At 63.5% G+C, this 16,011-nt stretch carries 16 protein-coding genes and 4 pseudogenes; 14 read left to right on the forward strand and 6 right to left on the reverse strand.

Annotated elements, in window-relative coordinates; all coding sequences use genetic code 11:
- The first annotated feature begins 1 nt into the window (after position 1).
- The 8 genes and pseudogenes from GT370_RS09775 to GT370_RS09810 all read left to right on the forward strand — a co-directional run bounded on the left by GT370_RS09775 (position 2) and on the right by GT370_RS09810 (position 6,602).
- Positions 2-1,054 (forward strand): ABC transporter ATP-binding protein, encoded by a 1,053-nt coding sequence (locus tag GT370_RS09775; RefSeq protein ID WP_008491947.1) that lies wholly within the window; start codon positions 2-4, stop codon positions 1,052-1,054.
- On the forward strand, positions 1,047-1,715 hold the full coding sequence (locus GT370_RS09780; RefSeq protein ID WP_270184297.1) for an ABC transporter permease: 669 nt from the start codon (positions 1,047-1,049) through the stop codon (positions 1,713-1,715). Before GT370_RS09775 ends, GT370_RS09780 begins: the two co-directional genes overlap by 8 nt.
- Positions 1,673-1,918 carry a hypothetical protein gene (locus tag GT370_RS09785; protein ID WP_270184377.1) on the forward strand — a complete coding sequence of 82 codons (246 nt, stop codon included), beginning with the start codon at positions 1,673-1,675 and terminating at the stop codon, positions 1,916-1,918. The genes GT370_RS09780 and GT370_RS09785 overlap by 43 nt, the downstream gene beginning before the upstream one ends.
- A complete protein-coding gene (locus GT370_RS09790) occupies positions 1,915-2,709 on the forward strand; it encodes an ABC transporter permease (protein ID WP_008491945.1) in 795 nt (264 codons plus the stop codon). The genes GT370_RS09785 and GT370_RS09790 overlap by 4 nt, the downstream gene beginning before the upstream one ends.
- Positions 2,710-2,818: 109 nt before the next feature.
- Entirely contained in the window at positions 2,819-3,811 is a 993-nt protein-coding gene (locus GT370_RS09795; protein WP_270184298.1) for an NAD(P)/FAD-dependent oxidoreductase, read from the forward strand.
- The gene (locus GT370_RS09800) at positions 3,795-4,109 is read left to right on the forward strand and encodes a (2Fe-2S)-binding protein (protein WP_008491942.1); all 315 of its coding nucleotides are present in this window, start codon (positions 3,795-3,797) and stop codon (positions 4,107-4,109) included. Before GT370_RS09795 ends, GT370_RS09800 begins: the two co-directional genes overlap by 17 nt.
- Positions 4,106-5,491, forward strand: a complete 1,386-nt coding sequence (locus tag GT370_RS09805; protein WP_270184299.1) for an NAD(P)/FAD-dependent oxidoreductase — start codon at positions 4,106-4,108, stop codon at positions 5,489-5,491. The genes GT370_RS09800 and GT370_RS09805 overlap by 4 nt, the downstream gene beginning before the upstream one ends.
- Positions 5,491-6,602 (forward strand): annotated as a pseudogene (locus GT370_RS09810) (NAD(P)/FAD-dependent oxidoreductase). Before GT370_RS09805 ends, GT370_RS09810 begins: the two are co-directional and overlap by 1 nt.
- 234 nt (positions 6,603-6,836) lie before the next feature.
- On the opposite strand, the gene GT370_RS09815 reads toward GT370_RS09810, so the two are convergent.
- Positions 6,837-7,916 (reverse strand): IS5 family transposase, encoded by a 1,080-nt coding sequence (locus tag GT370_RS09815; RefSeq protein WP_083878918.1) that lies wholly within the window; start codon positions 7,914-7,916, stop codon positions 6,837-6,839.
- 100 nt (positions 7,917-8,016) lie between these two features.
- Here GT370_RS09815 and GT370_RS09820 point away from each other — a divergent pair, with 100 nt between their 5' ends.
- Positions 8,017-8,364, forward strand: coding sequence for a RidA family protein (locus GT370_RS09820; protein WP_039884623.1), 348 nt, complete (start codon positions 8,017-8,019; stop codon positions 8,362-8,364).
- A 111-nt stretch (positions 8,365-8,475) separates the two neighbouring features.
- On the opposite strand, the gene GT370_RS09825 is transcribed toward GT370_RS09820, so the two are convergent.
- Both GT370_RS09825 and GT370_RS09830 read right to left on the reverse strand, forming a co-directional pair.
- Positions 8,476-8,691, reverse strand: a complete 216-nt coding sequence (locus tag GT370_RS09825) for a hypothetical protein (RefSeq protein WP_442865516.1) — start codon at positions 8,689-8,691, stop codon at positions 8,476-8,478.
- 99 nt (positions 8,692-8,790) lie between these two features.
- A complete protein-coding gene (locus GT370_RS09830; protein ID WP_008491937.1) occupies positions 8,791-9,225 on the reverse strand; it encodes an MFS transporter in 435 nt (144 codons plus the stop codon).
- On the opposite strand from GT370_RS09830, the gene GT370_RS09835 reads away from it, so the two are divergent.
- On the forward strand, positions 9,107-10,177 hold the full coding sequence (locus GT370_RS09835; protein WP_205619705.1) for a transposase: 1,071 nt from the start codon (positions 9,107-9,109) through the stop codon (positions 10,175-10,177). The genes GT370_RS09830 and GT370_RS09835 overlap by 119 nt on opposite strands.
- 70 nt (positions 10,178-10,247) lie before the next feature.
- On the opposite strand, the gene GT370_RS09840 is transcribed toward GT370_RS09835, so the two are convergent.
- A complete protein-coding gene (locus GT370_RS09840) occupies positions 10,248-10,691 on the reverse strand; it encodes a D-isomer specific 2-hydroxyacid dehydrogenase (RefSeq protein WP_008491934.1) in 444 nt (147 codons plus the stop codon).
- 67 nt (positions 10,692-10,758) lie between these two features.
- Here GT370_RS09840 and GT370_RS09845 point away from each other — a divergent pair, with 67 nt between their 5' ends.
- The 3 genes and pseudogenes from GT370_RS09845 (at position 10,759) to GT370_RS09855 (ending at position 12,507) form a co-directional block, all read left to right on the forward strand.
- Entirely contained in the window at positions 10,759-11,124 is a 366-nt protein-coding gene (locus GT370_RS09845) for a LysR family transcriptional regulator (protein ID WP_270184300.1), read from the forward strand.
- Positions 11,125-11,236: 112 nt separating this feature from the next.
- Positions 11,237-11,560: pseudogene (locus GT370_RS09850) on the forward strand (LysR substrate-binding domain-containing protein); the annotation flags it as partial.
- Positions 11,561-11,776: 216 nt separating this feature from the next.
- A pseudogene (locus tag GT370_RS09855) lies at positions 11,777-12,507 on the forward strand (SDR family NAD(P)-dependent oxidoreductase).
- Positions 12,508-12,810: 303 nt separating this feature from the next.
- Here the strand turns inward: GT370_RS09855 and GT370_RS09860 are convergent.
- Both GT370_RS09860 and GT370_RS09865 read right to left on the reverse strand, forming a co-directional pair.
- Positions 12,811-14,268: pseudogene (locus tag GT370_RS09860) on the reverse strand (protein adenylyltransferase SelO).
- Positions 14,265-15,188, reverse strand: coding sequence for a LysR family transcriptional regulator (locus tag GT370_RS09865; protein WP_039884799.1), 924 nt, complete (start codon positions 15,186-15,188; stop codon positions 14,265-14,267). Before GT370_RS09865 ends, GT370_RS09860 begins: the two are co-directional and overlap by 4 nt.
- A gap of 115 nt (positions 15,189-15,303) precedes the next feature.
- Between GT370_RS09865 and GT370_RS09870 the strand changes: the two genes are divergently transcribed.
- Positions 15,304-15,849, forward strand: a complete 546-nt coding sequence (locus tag GT370_RS09870; RefSeq protein WP_008491929.1) for a carboxymuconolactone decarboxylase family protein — start codon at positions 15,304-15,306, stop codon at positions 15,847-15,849.
- The last annotated feature ends 162 nt before the right edge of the window (positions 15,850-16,011 follow it).

Here is a 16,011-nt window from a genome sequence, read left to right on the forward strand (position 1 = left end):
AATGAGCTTTCTCGAGATCCGCGGTCTGGTCCGCCGCTACGGTGCCGTCACGGCGGTCGATGGCGTGGATCTCGACGTGAAGGAGGGAGAGTTCGTCTCCCTCCTCGGCCCCTCGGGCTGTGGCAAGACGACGACGCTGCAGATGGTCGCCGGCTTCGCGCCACCGGATGCGGGCAGCATTCGGCTGGACGGGCAGGATCTGACCCGGGTGGCGCCGAACCGCCGGCAGATCGGCGTGGTGTTTCAATCCTACGCCTTGTTTCCGCATATGACGGTGGCGCGAAATGTCGCCTTCGGGCTGGAGATGCGCCGCGTGCCCAAGGCGGAGCGCGAGACGCGCGTGAGGCGCGCGCTGGAGCAAGTGCATCTGAGCCAATTCATCGATCGCTATCCACGGCAAATGTCCGGCGGCCAGCAGCAGCGTGTGGCGCTGGCGCGGGCGCTGGTGATCCAGCCGCGCCTGCTGCTGCTCGATGAGCCGATGTCCAATCTCGATGCCAAGCTGAAAGAGGATATGCAGCTGGAAATCCGCCGGCTGCAGCGCGATCTCGGCGTCACCACGATTCTTGTGACGCATGACCAGAACGAGGCGATGGCGCTGAGCGACCGGGTGGCGGTGATGCGGGCCGGGCGGATCATGCGCATCGACGCGCCACAGGCCGCCTATGAGCAGCCGGGCAGCCATTTCACCTCGAATTTTCTGGGCAAGAGCAACAGCGTGCCGGCGCGGCGCCATGGCGCCGGTGTGCTGCTGGGCGAGGCGCTGACATTGGATGACGCGCCGTCGCCAGAGCTTGGCGAGACGTTCATCTGCTCGCTGCGGCCGGAGAAGCTGAGCCTGTGCGCGGCGGGCGCCGGGCGCCTGGATGCGACCGTGAAGTCCCGGATCTTCCTGGGCAATCATTGGCTGTTTCAGCTGGAGAGCGGGCTGGGCGAGCTGCTGGTGTTCCAGCAGAATGCCGGGATCGACGTGCCCACCGAAGGCAGCCTTGTCGGGCTGGACTGGGCGGCGCAAAGCGTGGTGTTCCTGCCGCGCGAGGCCGCGCATGGCTGAGACCGCGCCGCGTCCGCGCGCCGCCACGCCGTATTGGCTCTGCGCGCCCGCGCTGGTGCTGCTGGCGGTGCTGCTGGCGGTGCCGATGCTGATGACCTTCCTGCTCAGCTTCAACGCCTATAGCGACACGGCGGGCATCATTCACAGCTGGTCGCTGACGAATTACCAAAAAATCCTGAGCGATCCTTATTTTGCCTCGATTTTTCTGCGTACGCTGCGGCTGGCGCTGGTCACCACCATCGCCAGCGCGCTGATCGGCGTGCCGGAGGCCTATATCATCTCGCGGCTGCAGCCGCGCTGGCGCAGCTTGTGTCTGGTCGTCGTGCTGGGGCCGCTGCTGGTCTCGGTGGTAGTGCGCACGCTGGGCTGGCAGATTCTGCTGGCGCGGACGGGCTTGATCAATCAGGTCCTGGTCGGGCTTGGCATTCTGCCGCACCCGGTCGATCTGCTGTTCACCGAAACCGGCATGGATATCGCGATGACGCATGTCATGGTGCCCTACATGGTGCTGGCGGTTTGGACCTCGATCCGGCAGATTGATCCGCGGACCGCGCAGGCCGCGCAATCGCTGGGGCGAGCGGCTTCACCTGCTTTCGCCGCATCGTGCTGCCGCAGATCGTGCCGGGGATTCTCTCTGGCAGCATCATCGTGTTTTCACTGACCGCGAGTTCCTTCGCGACACCGGAACTGATCGGCGGGCGGCGCGAGAAGGTGGCGGCGACGACGATCTATGACCAGTTCCTGACCACGCTGAACTGGCCGGAAGGGGCGGCCATCGCCTGCCTGCTGATCGTGGCGATCATGGTCATCGTCTTCGCCTGGAACCGGCTGCTGGAGCGTCGCTACGCGGCGGTGACGGCATGAACCGCGTCTCGATCTTGGAACGGCTGTTCCATGCCGCCTTCCTGGTCTTCATGCTGGCGCCGCTGGTGGTGGTGGCCCTCGTCGCCTTCACCCCGGCCGGTTATATCTCGTTTCCAGTGCATGGCGTGTCCCTGCGCTGGTTCTATGAAATCCTCAACCACCCGGATTTCATCTCCAGCTTCGAGTTAAGCATCGAGCTTGGTTTGCTCGCGGCGACTCTAGCGACGATGTTGATGCTGCCGCTGGCTTTGGCGATCGGGCGCTACTGGTTTCCCGGCCGGGATGCGATCCTCGCCTTCGCGATGTCGCCGCTGACCATCCCGCCGATCGTGCTCGGCGTGGCGCTGCTGCGCTTCTTTGCGCTGTTCCAGATCCAGGGTTCGTTTCTCGGGCTGGTGCTGGCGCATATGGTGGTGGTGATGCCCTATGTGCTGCGGATGCTGCTGGCCGGCGTGGCGGGGCTGGACCGCACGGTGGAGCGCGCTGCGATCTCGTTGGGGGCGAGCGCCTTCACCACCTTTTGGCGGGTGACGATGCCGATGCTGCTGGCCGGGCTGGCTGGCGGGTTCATCCTGGCCTTCACCGCTTCGTTCGACGAGCTGACGGTGACCATCTTCGTCTCCTCGCCCCAGAACACGCCGCTTTCGGTGGCGTTGTTCAACTATATCTCGCAGACGGTGGACCCGCTGGTCGCCTCAATCTCGGTCATCATCATGGCGATCACCACGGCCCTGCTGATTCTGCTCGACAGGCTCTATGGCGTCGATCGCCTATTCGGAGGAAGCAAGTGAAATCCTATGATCTTGCCGTCATTGGCGGGGGGCTGGTCGGCAGCGCCATCGCCTGGGGGCGGCGAAAGGCGGCGCGCGGGTCGCGCTGCTGGATGAGGGGGACAGCGCCTTGCGCGCGGCACGCGGTAATTTCGGCCTGGTATGGATCCAGGGCAAAGGAGCGGGCATGCCCGCCTACGCCGCCTGGTCGCAGCTTTCGGCCAATCTCTGGCCGGCCTTGCGCGACGCGCTGGAAGGCGAAACCAACCTGCATCTTGGGCTGCAGCAGCCGGGCGGGTTTTATTTCTGCCTCAGCGAGGCAGAGCTGGAGACGCGCGCCGCGCTGATCCACCGGATGAGCAATGAGAGCGGCGATATCGGCACCCGCGTGGTCGGCCGGGCAGAGGCACGGGCGATGGTGCCGGGGCTGGGCGACGAGGTTGTCGGCGCCACCTATTGTCCGATGGATGGTCACGCCAACCCGCTCTATCTGCTGCGCGGGCTGCAGGCCGGGCTGCGCGCGGCCGGCGGGGACTATCTCCCCAACCGCCATGTCACGCTGATCACCCCGCAGCCGGACGGCTTTCGTATCGCCTGCGGCACGGCGCTGATCTCCTGCCAGAAGCTGGTGCTGGCTGCCGGGCTCGGCAGCCGGGAACTGGCGCCGATGGTCGGGCTGCAGATGCCGGTGCAACCCTTGCGCGGGCAGATCCTGGTGACCGAGCGGATGCGAAGCTTCCTGGATTATCCCACCCATAATGTTCGCCAGACCCAGGAGGGCACGGTGATGCTGGGCGACAGCCATGAGGATGTCGGCTTCGATACCGGCACGAAAATCTCCGTGCAGCAGCAGATCGCGGCGCGCAATATGCGCATCTTCCCGGCCCTGCGCGATGCCACGCTGATCCGCAGCTGGTCGGCGCTGCGGGTGATGAGCCCGGATGGTCATCCGATCTATGAGCAATCCGCCGCGCATCCGGGGGCGTTTTCCGCCGCCTGCCATAGCGGCGTCACCCTCGCCGGGGCGCATGCGCTCGCTTACGCGCCGGCCATTCTCGCGGGCGAACTGCCCGAACAGCTTCTCCCTTTTTCCAGCCAGAGGTTCCATGTTCAAGCGCATTGAGACGCTGACGGCGCCGGTCCGTTTCACCTTCGAGGGCCAGGCCATCGAGGCCAGGCCGGGCGAGAGCATCGCCGCCGCGCTGCTGGCGGCGGGTGTCGCCGCCCTGCGCGACACCCCGGTGAGCGGCGCCCCGCGCGCGCCCTATTGCATGATGGGTGTATGTTTCGACTGTCTGGTCGAGATCAACGGCATGCCCAACCAGCAGGCCTGCCTGACCGCCGCCACGCCAGGGCTGGTGGTGCGCCGCCAGCGCGGGGCGCGGCAATTCGACCTCGGCACCGCGGAGGACGGGCAATGAGCGCTGTGATGCATGACGCGCTGGTCATCGGCGCCGGCCCGGCGGGGCTGCAAGCCGCCGCCACCCTGGCCGGGCACGGCGCCGATGTGGTGCTGCTGGACGAGCAGGCGGCCCCGGGCGGGCAGATCTATCGCGGCATTGAGAGCTGCTCCCCTGCCCTGCGGCAGATGCTGGGGCCCGATTACACCCACGGCGCAGCCCTGGCCGCCTCGTTCCGGGCCTCCGGCGCCACCTATCTGCCGGAGACCGCGATCTGGCAGGTAACACCCGAGGGCGAGGTTTGGACCAAGCGCCAGGGCCGGGTGGCGATGCTGCAGGCTCGGCAGATCATCATCGCCACCGGCGCGCTGGAGCGCCCGGTGCCGCTGCCGGGCTGGACTCTGCCCGGGGTGATGACCGCCGGGGCGGTGCAGATTTTGCTGAAAAGCGCCGGGCTGGTGCCGGATGGCCTGGTGCTGGCTGGCAGCGGGCCACTGCTTTATCTGCTGGCGGCGCAATGCATCGCCGCCGGGGCAGCCCCCGCTGCTCTGGTGGACACCACCAGCCGCGCGCATGAACGCGCCGCGCTGCCGCATCTGACCGCACTGATCCACGCCCCGGCACGGCAGATGCTGCGCAAGGGGCTGGCGCTGAAGGCCGCCATCCGCGATGCCGGGGTCAAGCTCTACCGCCATGCGAAAGGGCTGCGTATCGAAGGCGAAAGCGAAGCGCAGGCTTTGAGCTTCACCGCCGCCGGCCAGCGCCACCGGCTGGAGACGCGGCTGATCGCCTTGCATGAAGGGGTGATCCCGCACCAGCAGATGACCCGCGCGATCGGCTGCGCGCATGAATGGAACGCTGTGCAGCATTGCTTCCAGCCGGTGCTGGATGAATGGGGCCAGAGCAGCGTTGATAACATCCTGGTCGCCGGCGATGCCGGGGGATTGGCGGTGCGCTCGTCGCCGAAACGGCGGGGCATCTCGCGGCCCTGGCGGCGCTGTACCGGCTGGGGCGGATCAGCGCCGCGGCGCGCGATGCGCAAGCCTCCCCCTTCTCGGCGCACGGCGCAAGCAGCTGGCGCTGCGGCCGTTCCTGGATGCGCTTTATGCGCCGCGCCAGGAGATCCTCACCCCACCGGACGAGGTGATGATCTGCCGTTGCGAGGAAGTCACCGCCGGCATGGTCCGCGATGCCGCCCGCCAAGGGGCGCAGGGCCGAACCAGGTGAAGTCCTTCCTGCGCGCCGGCATGGGGCCCTGCCAGGGGCGGGTCTGCGGACCGCTGGTGAATTTCATCCTGGCCAAGGAACTAGGCCAGACGCCGGAGGCGACCGGCTATTACCGCATCCGCCCGCCGCTGAAGCCGATTACCATCGGTGAGCTGGCGGACATGGACCAAGGGTGATGGCGCGCCCGGCCGATGCGCTGGTGATCGGCGGCGGCATCCAAGGCTGCTCCACCGCCTTGCAGCTGGCGCGGCGTGGCCTGCGCGTGGTGCTGCTGGAGAAGGATCATGTCGCCCGCCATGCCTCGGGGGTGAATGCCGGCGGGGTCAGGCGGCTGCGCCGCCACGAGGCGGAGATCCCGCTCGCCATCGCCGCGATGGAGATGTGGTATGACATTGAGACGCTGCTGGAGGGCCGGCAGACGGGGTTTCACGTCACCGGCCAGGTGGCGGTGGCCGAGACCCAGGCCGATCTGGCCTGGGCCACGCAACGCGCCGCGCGGCTGCGGGCGCTGGGCTATACGCATGAGGAGCTGCTGAGCCCCGCCGAGCTGTATGAGATGATGCCGGAGCTGGCGCCGGGCATGGAAGGCGGGCTGATCGCCCGCGGCGACGGCGCCGCCAGCCCGTATCACACCACCATGGCCTTTCGCGACACCGCCCTGCAGGCCGGGGTGGTGATCGAAGAGGGGATCGCGGTGCGCCGGCTGGCACGCGCCGACGGACTCTGGCGGGCGCAGACGGATGCCGGCACCTATCAGGCCCCCTGCGTGGTGAATTGCGCCGGTGCCTGGGCCGGGGCACTGGCGGCGCAGTGCGGCGAAGCCGTGCCGCTGCAGCCCATCGCGCCGATGATGATGGTCACTTCCCGCCTGCCCGCCTTTCTCAAGCCGGTGGTGTTGGGCATCGGCCGGCCGCTCTCCTTCAAACAGATGCCCAACGGCACCATGATGATCGGCGGCGGCCATCTCGGCAGCGCCGACCTGCGGACCAATACCATCAGGCTGGATTTCGCCAAACTCACCCGCAGCGCGCGTACCGCCACCGAACTTTTTCCGTTGATGCGCGCGGCGACGTTGGTTCGGGCCTGGGGGGCATCGAATCCCGCCTGCCGGACGATATTCCGGTGATCGGCCCGAGCAGCACCGAACCCGGCCTGTTTCACGCCTTCGGCTTTTCCGCGCATGGCTTTCAGCTGGGCCCGGTCATCGGCGAAATCATGGCGCAGTTGGTCACCCAGGGGGCGACGCAGCACCCGATCGCGCCCTTCGCCATCACCCGCTTTCACTAGAGCATCAAGCTTTTAGCTTGATCCTCTAGGTTTTGTTTTAGCGAGCAATTTCATGTGTTTAGTTTGACGCTGGCGCGTCAACCTAAACACATATTGCTCTAACAGTTTGCTGAAAAACCCCGAAACTTGGTTTTATTTTTTCTGATTTAGCTTTGGGGCCTGGATTTTGGTTCAAGTGATTGAAGTTTCTTGCCGGTTTCTGGACTTTTTTCGTCCAGCGGACAGACTCGTCCCTTATATTGCCACCATTTTTGGAATGCGTACCAGATTATAGGCGATCAGGTTGAGCATGAAGGTGCCGGCGACCCGCGCAACGCCGCGCAGCTTGGTCTTGCGCATCGTGCCGTGCTGCTTGCCCCAGCCGAATATGCACTCGATCATCGCCCGGCGGGTCTGCGACATCGCATAACCGGGATGGCGCGTGGTGCGTCCGTCAATCGCGCTGCGGCGGTGCCTGCCGGTTTTGGTCTCACCGTTGTTTTGTGTGACATGCGGTGTCACGCCGGCGTCGCGCAGATTGGCGACATGATCGGCGGTATCGTAAGCCTTGTCTTCGCCTACGGTGATCCGCCCGGCGGCCGACTTGGCTTTGGCTTTCAACATCGCTTCCGAGGCTTCACGCTCAGCCGTGCCTGTGGCCTGGGTCACTCGGCCACCCACCGCCAAGCCGTGCCGGTTGTCCATCAGCGCGTGCCCCATATACGAAAGCTTTGCCTCCCGCCCAGCGGCCTTGCGGTACAGCCGGCTTTCCGGGTCGGTGGTGCTGGCATGGGTATCGTTCTTACGCTTCTGACCGTGGAAATCCGAACCATCATCGTCGCTGCCATCCTTCGGCCGGAAGCTCTTCTGCGACGCCCACGCCTCGATCAGCGTGCCGTCCACCGAGAAATGCTCATCCGATAGTAGCGGCGTCACCCGCGGGTGGTTCAGCAGCCGGCTCATGAATTTCTGGAATATATCGCCGTTCTGCAGGCGCTCGCGGTTCTTGCTAAACGTGGTCGGGTTCCAGACCGGATCATCCGGGGATAAGCCCACAAACCAGCGGTACAGGAGATTATAATCCAGTTGCTCCATCAACTGCCGTTCCGAGCGAATCCCGTACAGCACCTGGATCAGCAGCGCGCTCAGCAATTGTTCAGGCGGCACCGAGGGCCGGCCTTCCCTGGAATACAGCCAGGCAAAGCTGCGGCTCATCTCATGCAGAACATCCCGCACCAAAGCACGGATCGCTCGCAACGGATGGGTCGCCGGAACCCGTGTTTCTGGTGAAACATACGAAAACATCCCGCCCTGATCTCGAAAAGAACCCCGCACCCCACGCCTCACAAAACCTGCCAGCCAAAGTGAATCACATCATAATCCCGGCCGCCAGGAGTTTTTCAGCAAACTGCTAACGTTCAAACAGGAGATCATTATGACGATTGAACGCCAAATCCGCTCGCCCATCATGCACCGGGTCGTCACCCATGGCGAAACGCTCTATTTCGGCGGCATGGTGGCAGAGGACCGTACTGTCGGCATGGCCGGGCAGACTCAACAGATCCTGGCGCGCATGGAGGCGATGCTGACGGAATGCGGCAGCGATAAGAGCAAGGTGCTATCAGCCACGATCTTCGCCACCGATCTCGGGCTGAAGACGGAAATGGACGCGGTATGGACAGGGTTTTTCGGCGATGCGCTGCCGGCTCGCGCCACCGTCGGGGTGGCCAATCTCGGCACGCCGGAGACGCTGATCGAAGTGACCTGTGTCGCCACCAAATAACATCTAACAGGCCGCTGCAAAACGCCAGGGGATAGCGTCCTTTTCTCTGTTTAAGCCCGTGGTTTGTTGGCGCTGGTCAGCCTGAGGCTTGGTTTTGTTCTGTTCCGAGGATCAGGCGGGCTGTTGGCTGATCTCGTAGCCTGGATGGCGCGTGGTGCGGCCGTCAATGGCGCTTTTGTGCGGTGTGCCTGTTTTATAGACCGTGCCGTTGACAGCGATATGCGGGATCACCCTGCAGGCGCGCAGTTCACCGATGAAATCGCCAACATCGTAGGCTTTATCGGCCCCCGGCGTGATGCGCCTGTTGCCTTTGCGGCGGTCCAGCATGGTCAGCGTGACCGCGCGCTCGGCGGTGCCGGTGGCGGGCTGAGGGTACGTTCCCCCACCAGGCCTTTACGGTTCTCTATCAGCACATGATCTTGCTGATTAGCTCGTCTTTCGGCTGACATCGCTGGCCGTCGCGTCCGGCAGCAACCTGCAGAGCAGGCCGCCAAAGACCAAGATCGCCGCTAACGCATAGATGCCAGCACTGGTCGTTCCGGTCAGCGTGGTAAGCCAGCCTACGAGCAGGGGACCGATAAAGCCGCCAAGATTTCCGAGCCCGTTGATGATCCCGCGCGCGCCGCCGGCCACACCAGGCGGGAAAATCAGACCCGGAATCGACCAGTACGGGCCGGAAAGAGCTTTCGAAAGCAGACCCGTTATCACAATCAACGCGAACGATATCCATTTGTAGTGGGGAATGAAAGCCGCGACCCCGAAAGCGAAGCCGAAACCACACAAAGTGATCGCGCACCATCCGCGCCGATTCCCCTTGCGGTCGGACAGGGCGCTGGAGACATCTCGAGCCTGGCTCGCCAAACGCCCGTCGATATCGATTGTTGCCCGTGACCGGGGCGGCGGATATGGCGAGGCGATTGCAAAAGGGCTGCCTGAAGCCCGGCAGGTTGCCGATCGTTGGCATCTCATGGAGAATTCGAGCCGAGCGTTTCTGGACGCCGTAGCCAAGTCCATGCGGCAGATCAGGCAGTCGGTTGGCAGCAACGACATCGATCCCAAGCTTCTCACCTACGCCGAGAAGCTGCAATACGAAGGCTACCAACGACGGCAGGAAACAAACGAAGCGATCTTGAAACTCGCGAACATAGGGACCTCCATCAGGCAAATTGTCCGGCAAACAGGTCATAGCCGAAAGCTCGTTCGCGACGTTTCGCGCGGACAGCGACTGGACGTTTTCCGTACCCAGCCAAGCTCTCTGGATAGCTGGTTGCCGTGGTTGAACAGTAGATGGGAAAGCGGCGCCCGCAATGCTTTGGCGCTCTGGCGTGAGATGCGCGCGGAAGGCTTTGCCGGTCAGAGCGGTGTCGTCTCGCAATGGGCACAGCGCCGGCGCCTCGCTGAAAAGGCCAATCAAAGTGGATTTGCACGCACGCCCTCCGCCAAGGTCATTGCCCGCCTGATGACCTCGGCACGGGACGAGCTTGCTAAATCTGAAACGATTCTGGTGGCGGTTATCGAGGCAAGCGTCCCTGAATTGGTCGCGGCGCGCAAAGCGATTGGGGACTTCCAATCCATGATCCGCTCAAAGTCAGCGGCAAAGCTCGATGAATGGCTGGAGATTGCCAAAGGCAGCCTCATCGGGTCATTCGCCAATGGCGCCGAAAAGGACCATACGGCTGTCAGAAACGCGATCGTCTCGCCATGGTCGAACGGACAGACTGAGGGGCAGATCACGCGCCTCAAACTTATCAAGCGACAGATGTATGGGCGCGCGAAACTTGACCTGCTGCAGGCGCGCGTAGTCGGCGCATGAGCGTCGCCAGCAGCAAATGTGAGTCAGAGCCAATTCTCGGTGGAAAAATCCGGCCTTCCAGGGTCAGATCTCAGCGGAAATCAACATTGCCCGCCTGGATCCCGGCGTTTTGGGTCGCAACCCGGCGGGCGGCCGCCAACATCAGCGCCATTGTCAGCTCAGCAATCGACTGCCCGTTACCTGCCGGTGCGATCAGGACCGGGACGCCACGTTCAGTCGCGGTCGCTATATCGACATTATCAAAGCCAACGCCATGGCGGGAAATCAGCTTGAGGCTCGATCCGGCCGCGGCGAAGGCCTGGGCGTCGAACGGCAAGGTGCGGGAAATCACCCCGTCCACGGCCTCGCGGCGCAGATGCTGGAGCATTTCCTCGGTGCCGCCCTGCCTGCTGGTGAAGATCACCCGGCACCCTTCGGCACGGAGAACCTCCTGCCCGGCTTCCGCTAGCGTTGGCGCACTAACCAAGATCGTTGCCGACATTTCCACCTTTTTGATCGTTTCGGCGGTCACCATTGCGCAGGGATTGGTTGAGCTCTAGTTTCTAATTTTCACCAAAAGCAAACTTTCACGAAACGGTCTTATGGATATTCGCGACCTCGCCTATTTCGAGGCCATCGCAAGGCTGGAAAGCCTCACCCGCGCCGCTGCCGAGGTGGGGCGCACAAAGCCGGCGCTGAGCAAATGCATCCGTCGTCTCGAAGATCGCGTCGAAGGTGCATTATTCGAACGACGCGGCCGGCGTTTGGTGTTGACCGCAGCGGGGCAGACGCTGCTGTCTCATGCGGTGAGGATGCGCGCCGCGATGGCCGACGCGCTCAGAGACGTTGCGGAAATGGCCGGGGCAATAAAGGGCATGTCAGGCTGGGACTTGGCACCTCAATCGTCGAAACCCTCTTGCCTATCATCGCCGACTGGCATCGCGCCGAGGCCGGCCGGACCACGCTAAAATTGCAGATCGGCTTAAACGATTCGCTGCGGCGAGAGCTTGTCGATGATCATCTGGACGGGATTGTGACCACCGTTCAGGCGAGAGATGAGTCCAATCTAGCCCGGGAAAACTGGGGGAGGATGATGTTGTCGTCGTCGGAAGAAAAGGCCACCCGCTTGATCGCCGTCGAGCCGCGACGATCAGCGAGCTTTCTGCATTCCAGTGGGTTCTGGCCTCCCGCTTCGTCGCCAGCCGGGACTGGTTGGACAATGTTTTCATTGCCCGTGGATTTGACCCGCCAAGCGTGCAAGTCGAGATCGGGTCGGCCCAACTCGTGGCCGCCTTCATAGACGGAACCGACCTGCTCGGATTTGTGCCACGGCAGATTTTACGGAGCGACCACGCGCGCAAAACCCTGGTCGAAATTACCAGTGCCGATATTAAAATGCATAGAAGCCTGGGGTTCATCACGCGCAAAGCAGGCTACGTCCCGCCTGCGTTGATGCGGCTTAACCGAAGACTGAAGACGGCCATCGAAGCGGAGGGGAAGGACGCACCTAGGCGAAAAGCCACACGAAATGTTGTCAGCATTTCAAACATCGACCATGAATTCAATGGCCTGCAAATCTTCTCCGAGGTGGAAATGCAGGATTGGCCGAAAGGAGCGAAAATGTTTGCCGGAAAAGTCGTTTTGATCACAGGTGCCACGGCGGGAATAGGGAAGGCAACCGCGCAGCTATTCGCCGAACGGGGCGCTACCCTGTTGCTGACCGGACGCAACACAGACGCCGGTAACGCGTTGGCTGCTGAATACGGAGCCCAGTTTCTGGCGGCGGATATCGCCACCCCGGAAACGCCGGCAAAACTCATCGCCTGGGCCGAGCAGAGCCATGGCCGGCTGGACGTCGTTGTGAATAATGCCGGCATTCTGTTCCAAGGCGATGCGCAGGCCTGCAGCGATGAGCAATGGGACTTGACCTTGGCGGTTAACGTCACCGCCGCTTTCCGCCTCTCCCGCGCCGCCGTGCCCCTCATGGCGCGGCAGGGGGAGGCGCGATCGTCAATGTTTCCTCGGATTGGGGCCTGGTCGCCGCAAAGCAGGCCGTGGCTTATGGCACCAGCAAAGGCGCGATCGTCCAGCTCACCCGCAGCATGGCGATCGACCATGCACGCCAGAAGATACGCGTGAACGCGGTCTGTCCCGGGGACACCGACACCGCGATGCTGCGCAGCGAAGCCTCCAGCGAGGCCCACTTGCGCGATATGGCGGAGGCGATTCCCCTCGGTCGCCTCGGTCACCCTCGCGATGTCGCCGCGGCGATCGCGTTTCTCGCATCCGACGATGCCAGCTTCATCACCGGCGCGATGCTGCCTGTCGATGGTGGAAACTCCGCGATGTGAATGCGAGACCCGAACTGGATGCGCCCTTGGTTGAGCCGGCTTTGTATCGTTCAAGCTCCGCTGGCGTTCGGGACGGGCCGCATGTTGGCTGAGTCTCAGGAAACAGGCGCACGGCGAATGCGGAAGGGCGGGCTGCGGGAGAAAGGGTGCCTGCCACATCCTGCGGAGAGCGTTTCACACACTCCCCAACGGGTTCGAAATCAGTAACCGCCAGCTTCCATCGGCACCGTCCGCTTCAGATCAGGTCATTGAAATTGCCCGTGAACAAAAAGCCAGCGTGTTTTTCATCAAATGAAAAACACCCTACGTGCCGCAAAAGGTTCGATAGATGCCCTCGCCCGGCGCTGGCGGCTCGGCATAGGCGGCAAAGGCGGCTTGGTCGTCATAAGGGGCGGCCAGGATCGCGAGCAATGTTTCAAAGCCGGAGACATCGTTCTTTTCAACGGCCTGTTCGAGCGCGGCCTCGACGCGATGATTGCGCGGGATGAAGGCCGGGTTGGCGCGGCGCATCGCGGCACGGCGGGCCTGCGGGGCAAGATCCTCCTGCGCCAGCCGTGCCCGCCAGCGCGCTGCCCAGCCGGCAAAGCCACTGAACAGTGCCGTATCTGCTTCGGGATTTACGGCGGCGTCGCATAGCCGCCGGAAGGTGAGCGTGAAATCGGCGCCGTGTGCCGCCATCAGATCGAGCAGCTCTTGCGCCAGCGCGGCATCGCCCTCTTGCGCCGTGGCCAGCCCCAGCTTGCGCCGCAGCCCGTCCAGATGCGCCGCGGCGAATATCTCGCGGAAGCGCTCCAACGCCGCGCTGGCCAGGGCCAGAGCGGTTTCCTCATCAGGGCTGATCATCTTCAGCAGACATTCCGCCAGACGGCAAAGATTCCACAGCGCGATGTCCGGCTGGCGGCCATAGGCATAGCGGCCGCCCGCATCGATGGAGCTGAACACCGTGGCGGGATTATAGGCGTCCATGAAGGCGCAGGGGCCGTAATCGATGGTTTCGCCGGAAATCGACATATTGTCGGTATTCATCACCCCATGGATGAACCCGACCAGCAGCCATTGCGCCACCAGCGCGGCCTGGCGGGCAATGACGCCCTCCAGCAGCGCGAGATAGGGCGCAGGAGCGGACGCCGCCTCGGGATAATGCCGGGCGATGGCGTAGTCGGCCAGGCGGCGCAGACTTGCCTCGTCACCGCGCGCGGCAAAGAACTGGAAGGTGCCGATGCGGATATGGCTCGCGGCGACGCGGGTGAGGATGGCGCCGGGTAGCGCCCTGTCGCGCCACACGGTCTCGCCGGAGACCAAGGCGGCGAGGGCGCGCGTGGTGGGGACGCCGAGCGCCGCCATGGCCTCGCTCACCAGATATTCGCGCAGCACCGGGCCCAGCGCGGCGCGCCCATCGCCACGCCGGGAGAAAGGCGTGGGCCCGCGCCTTTCAGCTGGACGTCACGCCTTGTGCCGTTCTGGTCAAGCACCTCCCCAGCAGGATCGCCCGCCCGTCGCCCAAACGCGGCACGAACTGGCCGAACTGGTGACCGGCATAGGCCATGGCCAGGGGCGCGGCCCTTGAGGGATGCGAACACCGGCGAAAATCTCCGCCCCCTCCGGCGTGGCCAGGCGCTCAGGGTCCAGCCCCAACTCACGCGCCAGCCCGTGATTGAGCTTGATGAGGCGCGGGGCCGCGACCTTGGTTGGCAGAACGGGGGCAAAAAACCCTTCGGGCAGCCGCGCATAGGAATTATCGAAAGCAATGTGCGGCGTCATCGGTGGGGAACCTCCTGCGGGCCGTGGACTTGAACAAGAGGATTCGCCTTGAAATACGCCCGTATGGCTTTGACGAAAACAGCGACGTTGGCAGACGCAATGCGCCGCGCCTGGTAGGCCACACTGACCGGCAACGGCGGCGGCGCGAACTCTTGCAGAATGAGGGTGAGGTGCCCGGCCCGCACGGCGTCCGAGACCTGGTAGGAGAGCGTTCGTGCGATGCCAACGCCGGCCTGCGCGGCCGCGATCGCCGCGTCGGCACCGTTGACGATGAGGCGAGGCTCCACACGCATTGTTTTGCGATCGGCGCCGAAGGGCCATTCATTGGTGGCGCCAATGCCTTCGAACAGGATGATATCATGCGCTGAAAGCGCCGCCGGTGAGGCCGGCGCGGGGCGCGTTTGCAGATAGGCCGGACTGGCGACGAGGACCGGGGTGGCGAGGCCCAGCGTGACCGCGATCATGCTGCTATCGGCAAGCTCGCCGACGCGAACGGCAACGTCCACACCGTCTTCAAACAGGCTGACATTCCGGTCGGATAATGTCAGATGGATCGAGAGCGCGGGATGTTCGTGCAATAGCGCATTCACGATCGGCAACACGTATAAGCGTCCGAACAGAACCGGCGCGGTGACGCGCAAGGTCCCGCGGGGGTTCGCATCCTCGCCACGGACCCGCCGCTCCGCCATCTCGAAATCGTCCAGGATGCGTTTGCAATCCTCGAGATAGATCTGGCCGCGTTCGGTCAATTGCACAGATCGGGTCGTGCGGTTGAGCAGCATAACTCCGAGCCGCGCCTCGATCTGCGCGACGGATCGCGTCACCACGGAGGGTGAAAGCCGCAGGCGCCGCGCCGCCTCCGTAAAGCTGCCCTGGGCGGCAACGGCGGCGAAAATGCGCATGGCTTCGAGATTATCCATATATAATTGCTGAAACAGCAATAAACTTTTGTCAACGCGGCGGATTATCGTGCCCGCATTCGGCGTTTACATCACGCTTCACACCGCAAATGGCGGTTCACTCCAGGAGAAACCCATGTCCCGCATTACCGTTCCCACCTTTGAAACCGCCCCTGCCGCCTCCCAGACCATGCTGGAGGCCGTGCAGAAGCAACTCGGCGTCATCCCCAACAGCTTTCGCGTCCTGGCGCTGAGCCCTGCCGCCTTGCAGGGGCTGCTCGGCCTGAATGGCGCCTTGGGCAAGGCGCTCGACCTTAAAACCCGCGAGCGCATCGCCATTGCCATCGCGCAGAGCAATGATTGTGACTATTGCCTTTCAGCGCACAGCTATATCGCTCTGAACCTCGCCAAGATCGATGCCGGTGAAATCGCCTTGGCGCGCAAAGGTCGTTCGGCCGAGCCTCGGGCCGATGCCACCCTCAACTTTGCCCTCAAAATTAACGAGCGACGCGGCAAGGTGAGCGATGCCGATGTGCAGACGCTCAAGGCAGCCGGCTTCAGCGATGCCCAGGTCGTGGAAATCATTGCCGTGGTGGCCGAGAATATTTTCACCAACCTGCTCAACATCGCGGTAGGCACTGAGATCGACTTTCCGCTCGTGTTGGCGGCCGAAGCCGCGTAACCTCTCAGCGGCCCGCGCGTCAATGTAAATGCAAGGGGCTCCGGATTTGTCCGCAATCGATTAGAGCCTCAAGCTTTTAGCGCGAGGCTCTAACTTTTGTATTCGCGAGCAATTTCGCGTTTTTTCTTGACCCTGACGCGTCAATCTAAACATCTGATTTTC

The sequence above is a fragment of the Acidocella sp. MX-AZ03 genome (genome assembly GCF_027626035.1).
In the GTDB taxonomy this organism is placed as follows: Bacteria; Pseudomonadota; Alphaproteobacteria; order Acetobacterales; family Acetobacteraceae; genus Acidocella; species Acidocella facilis.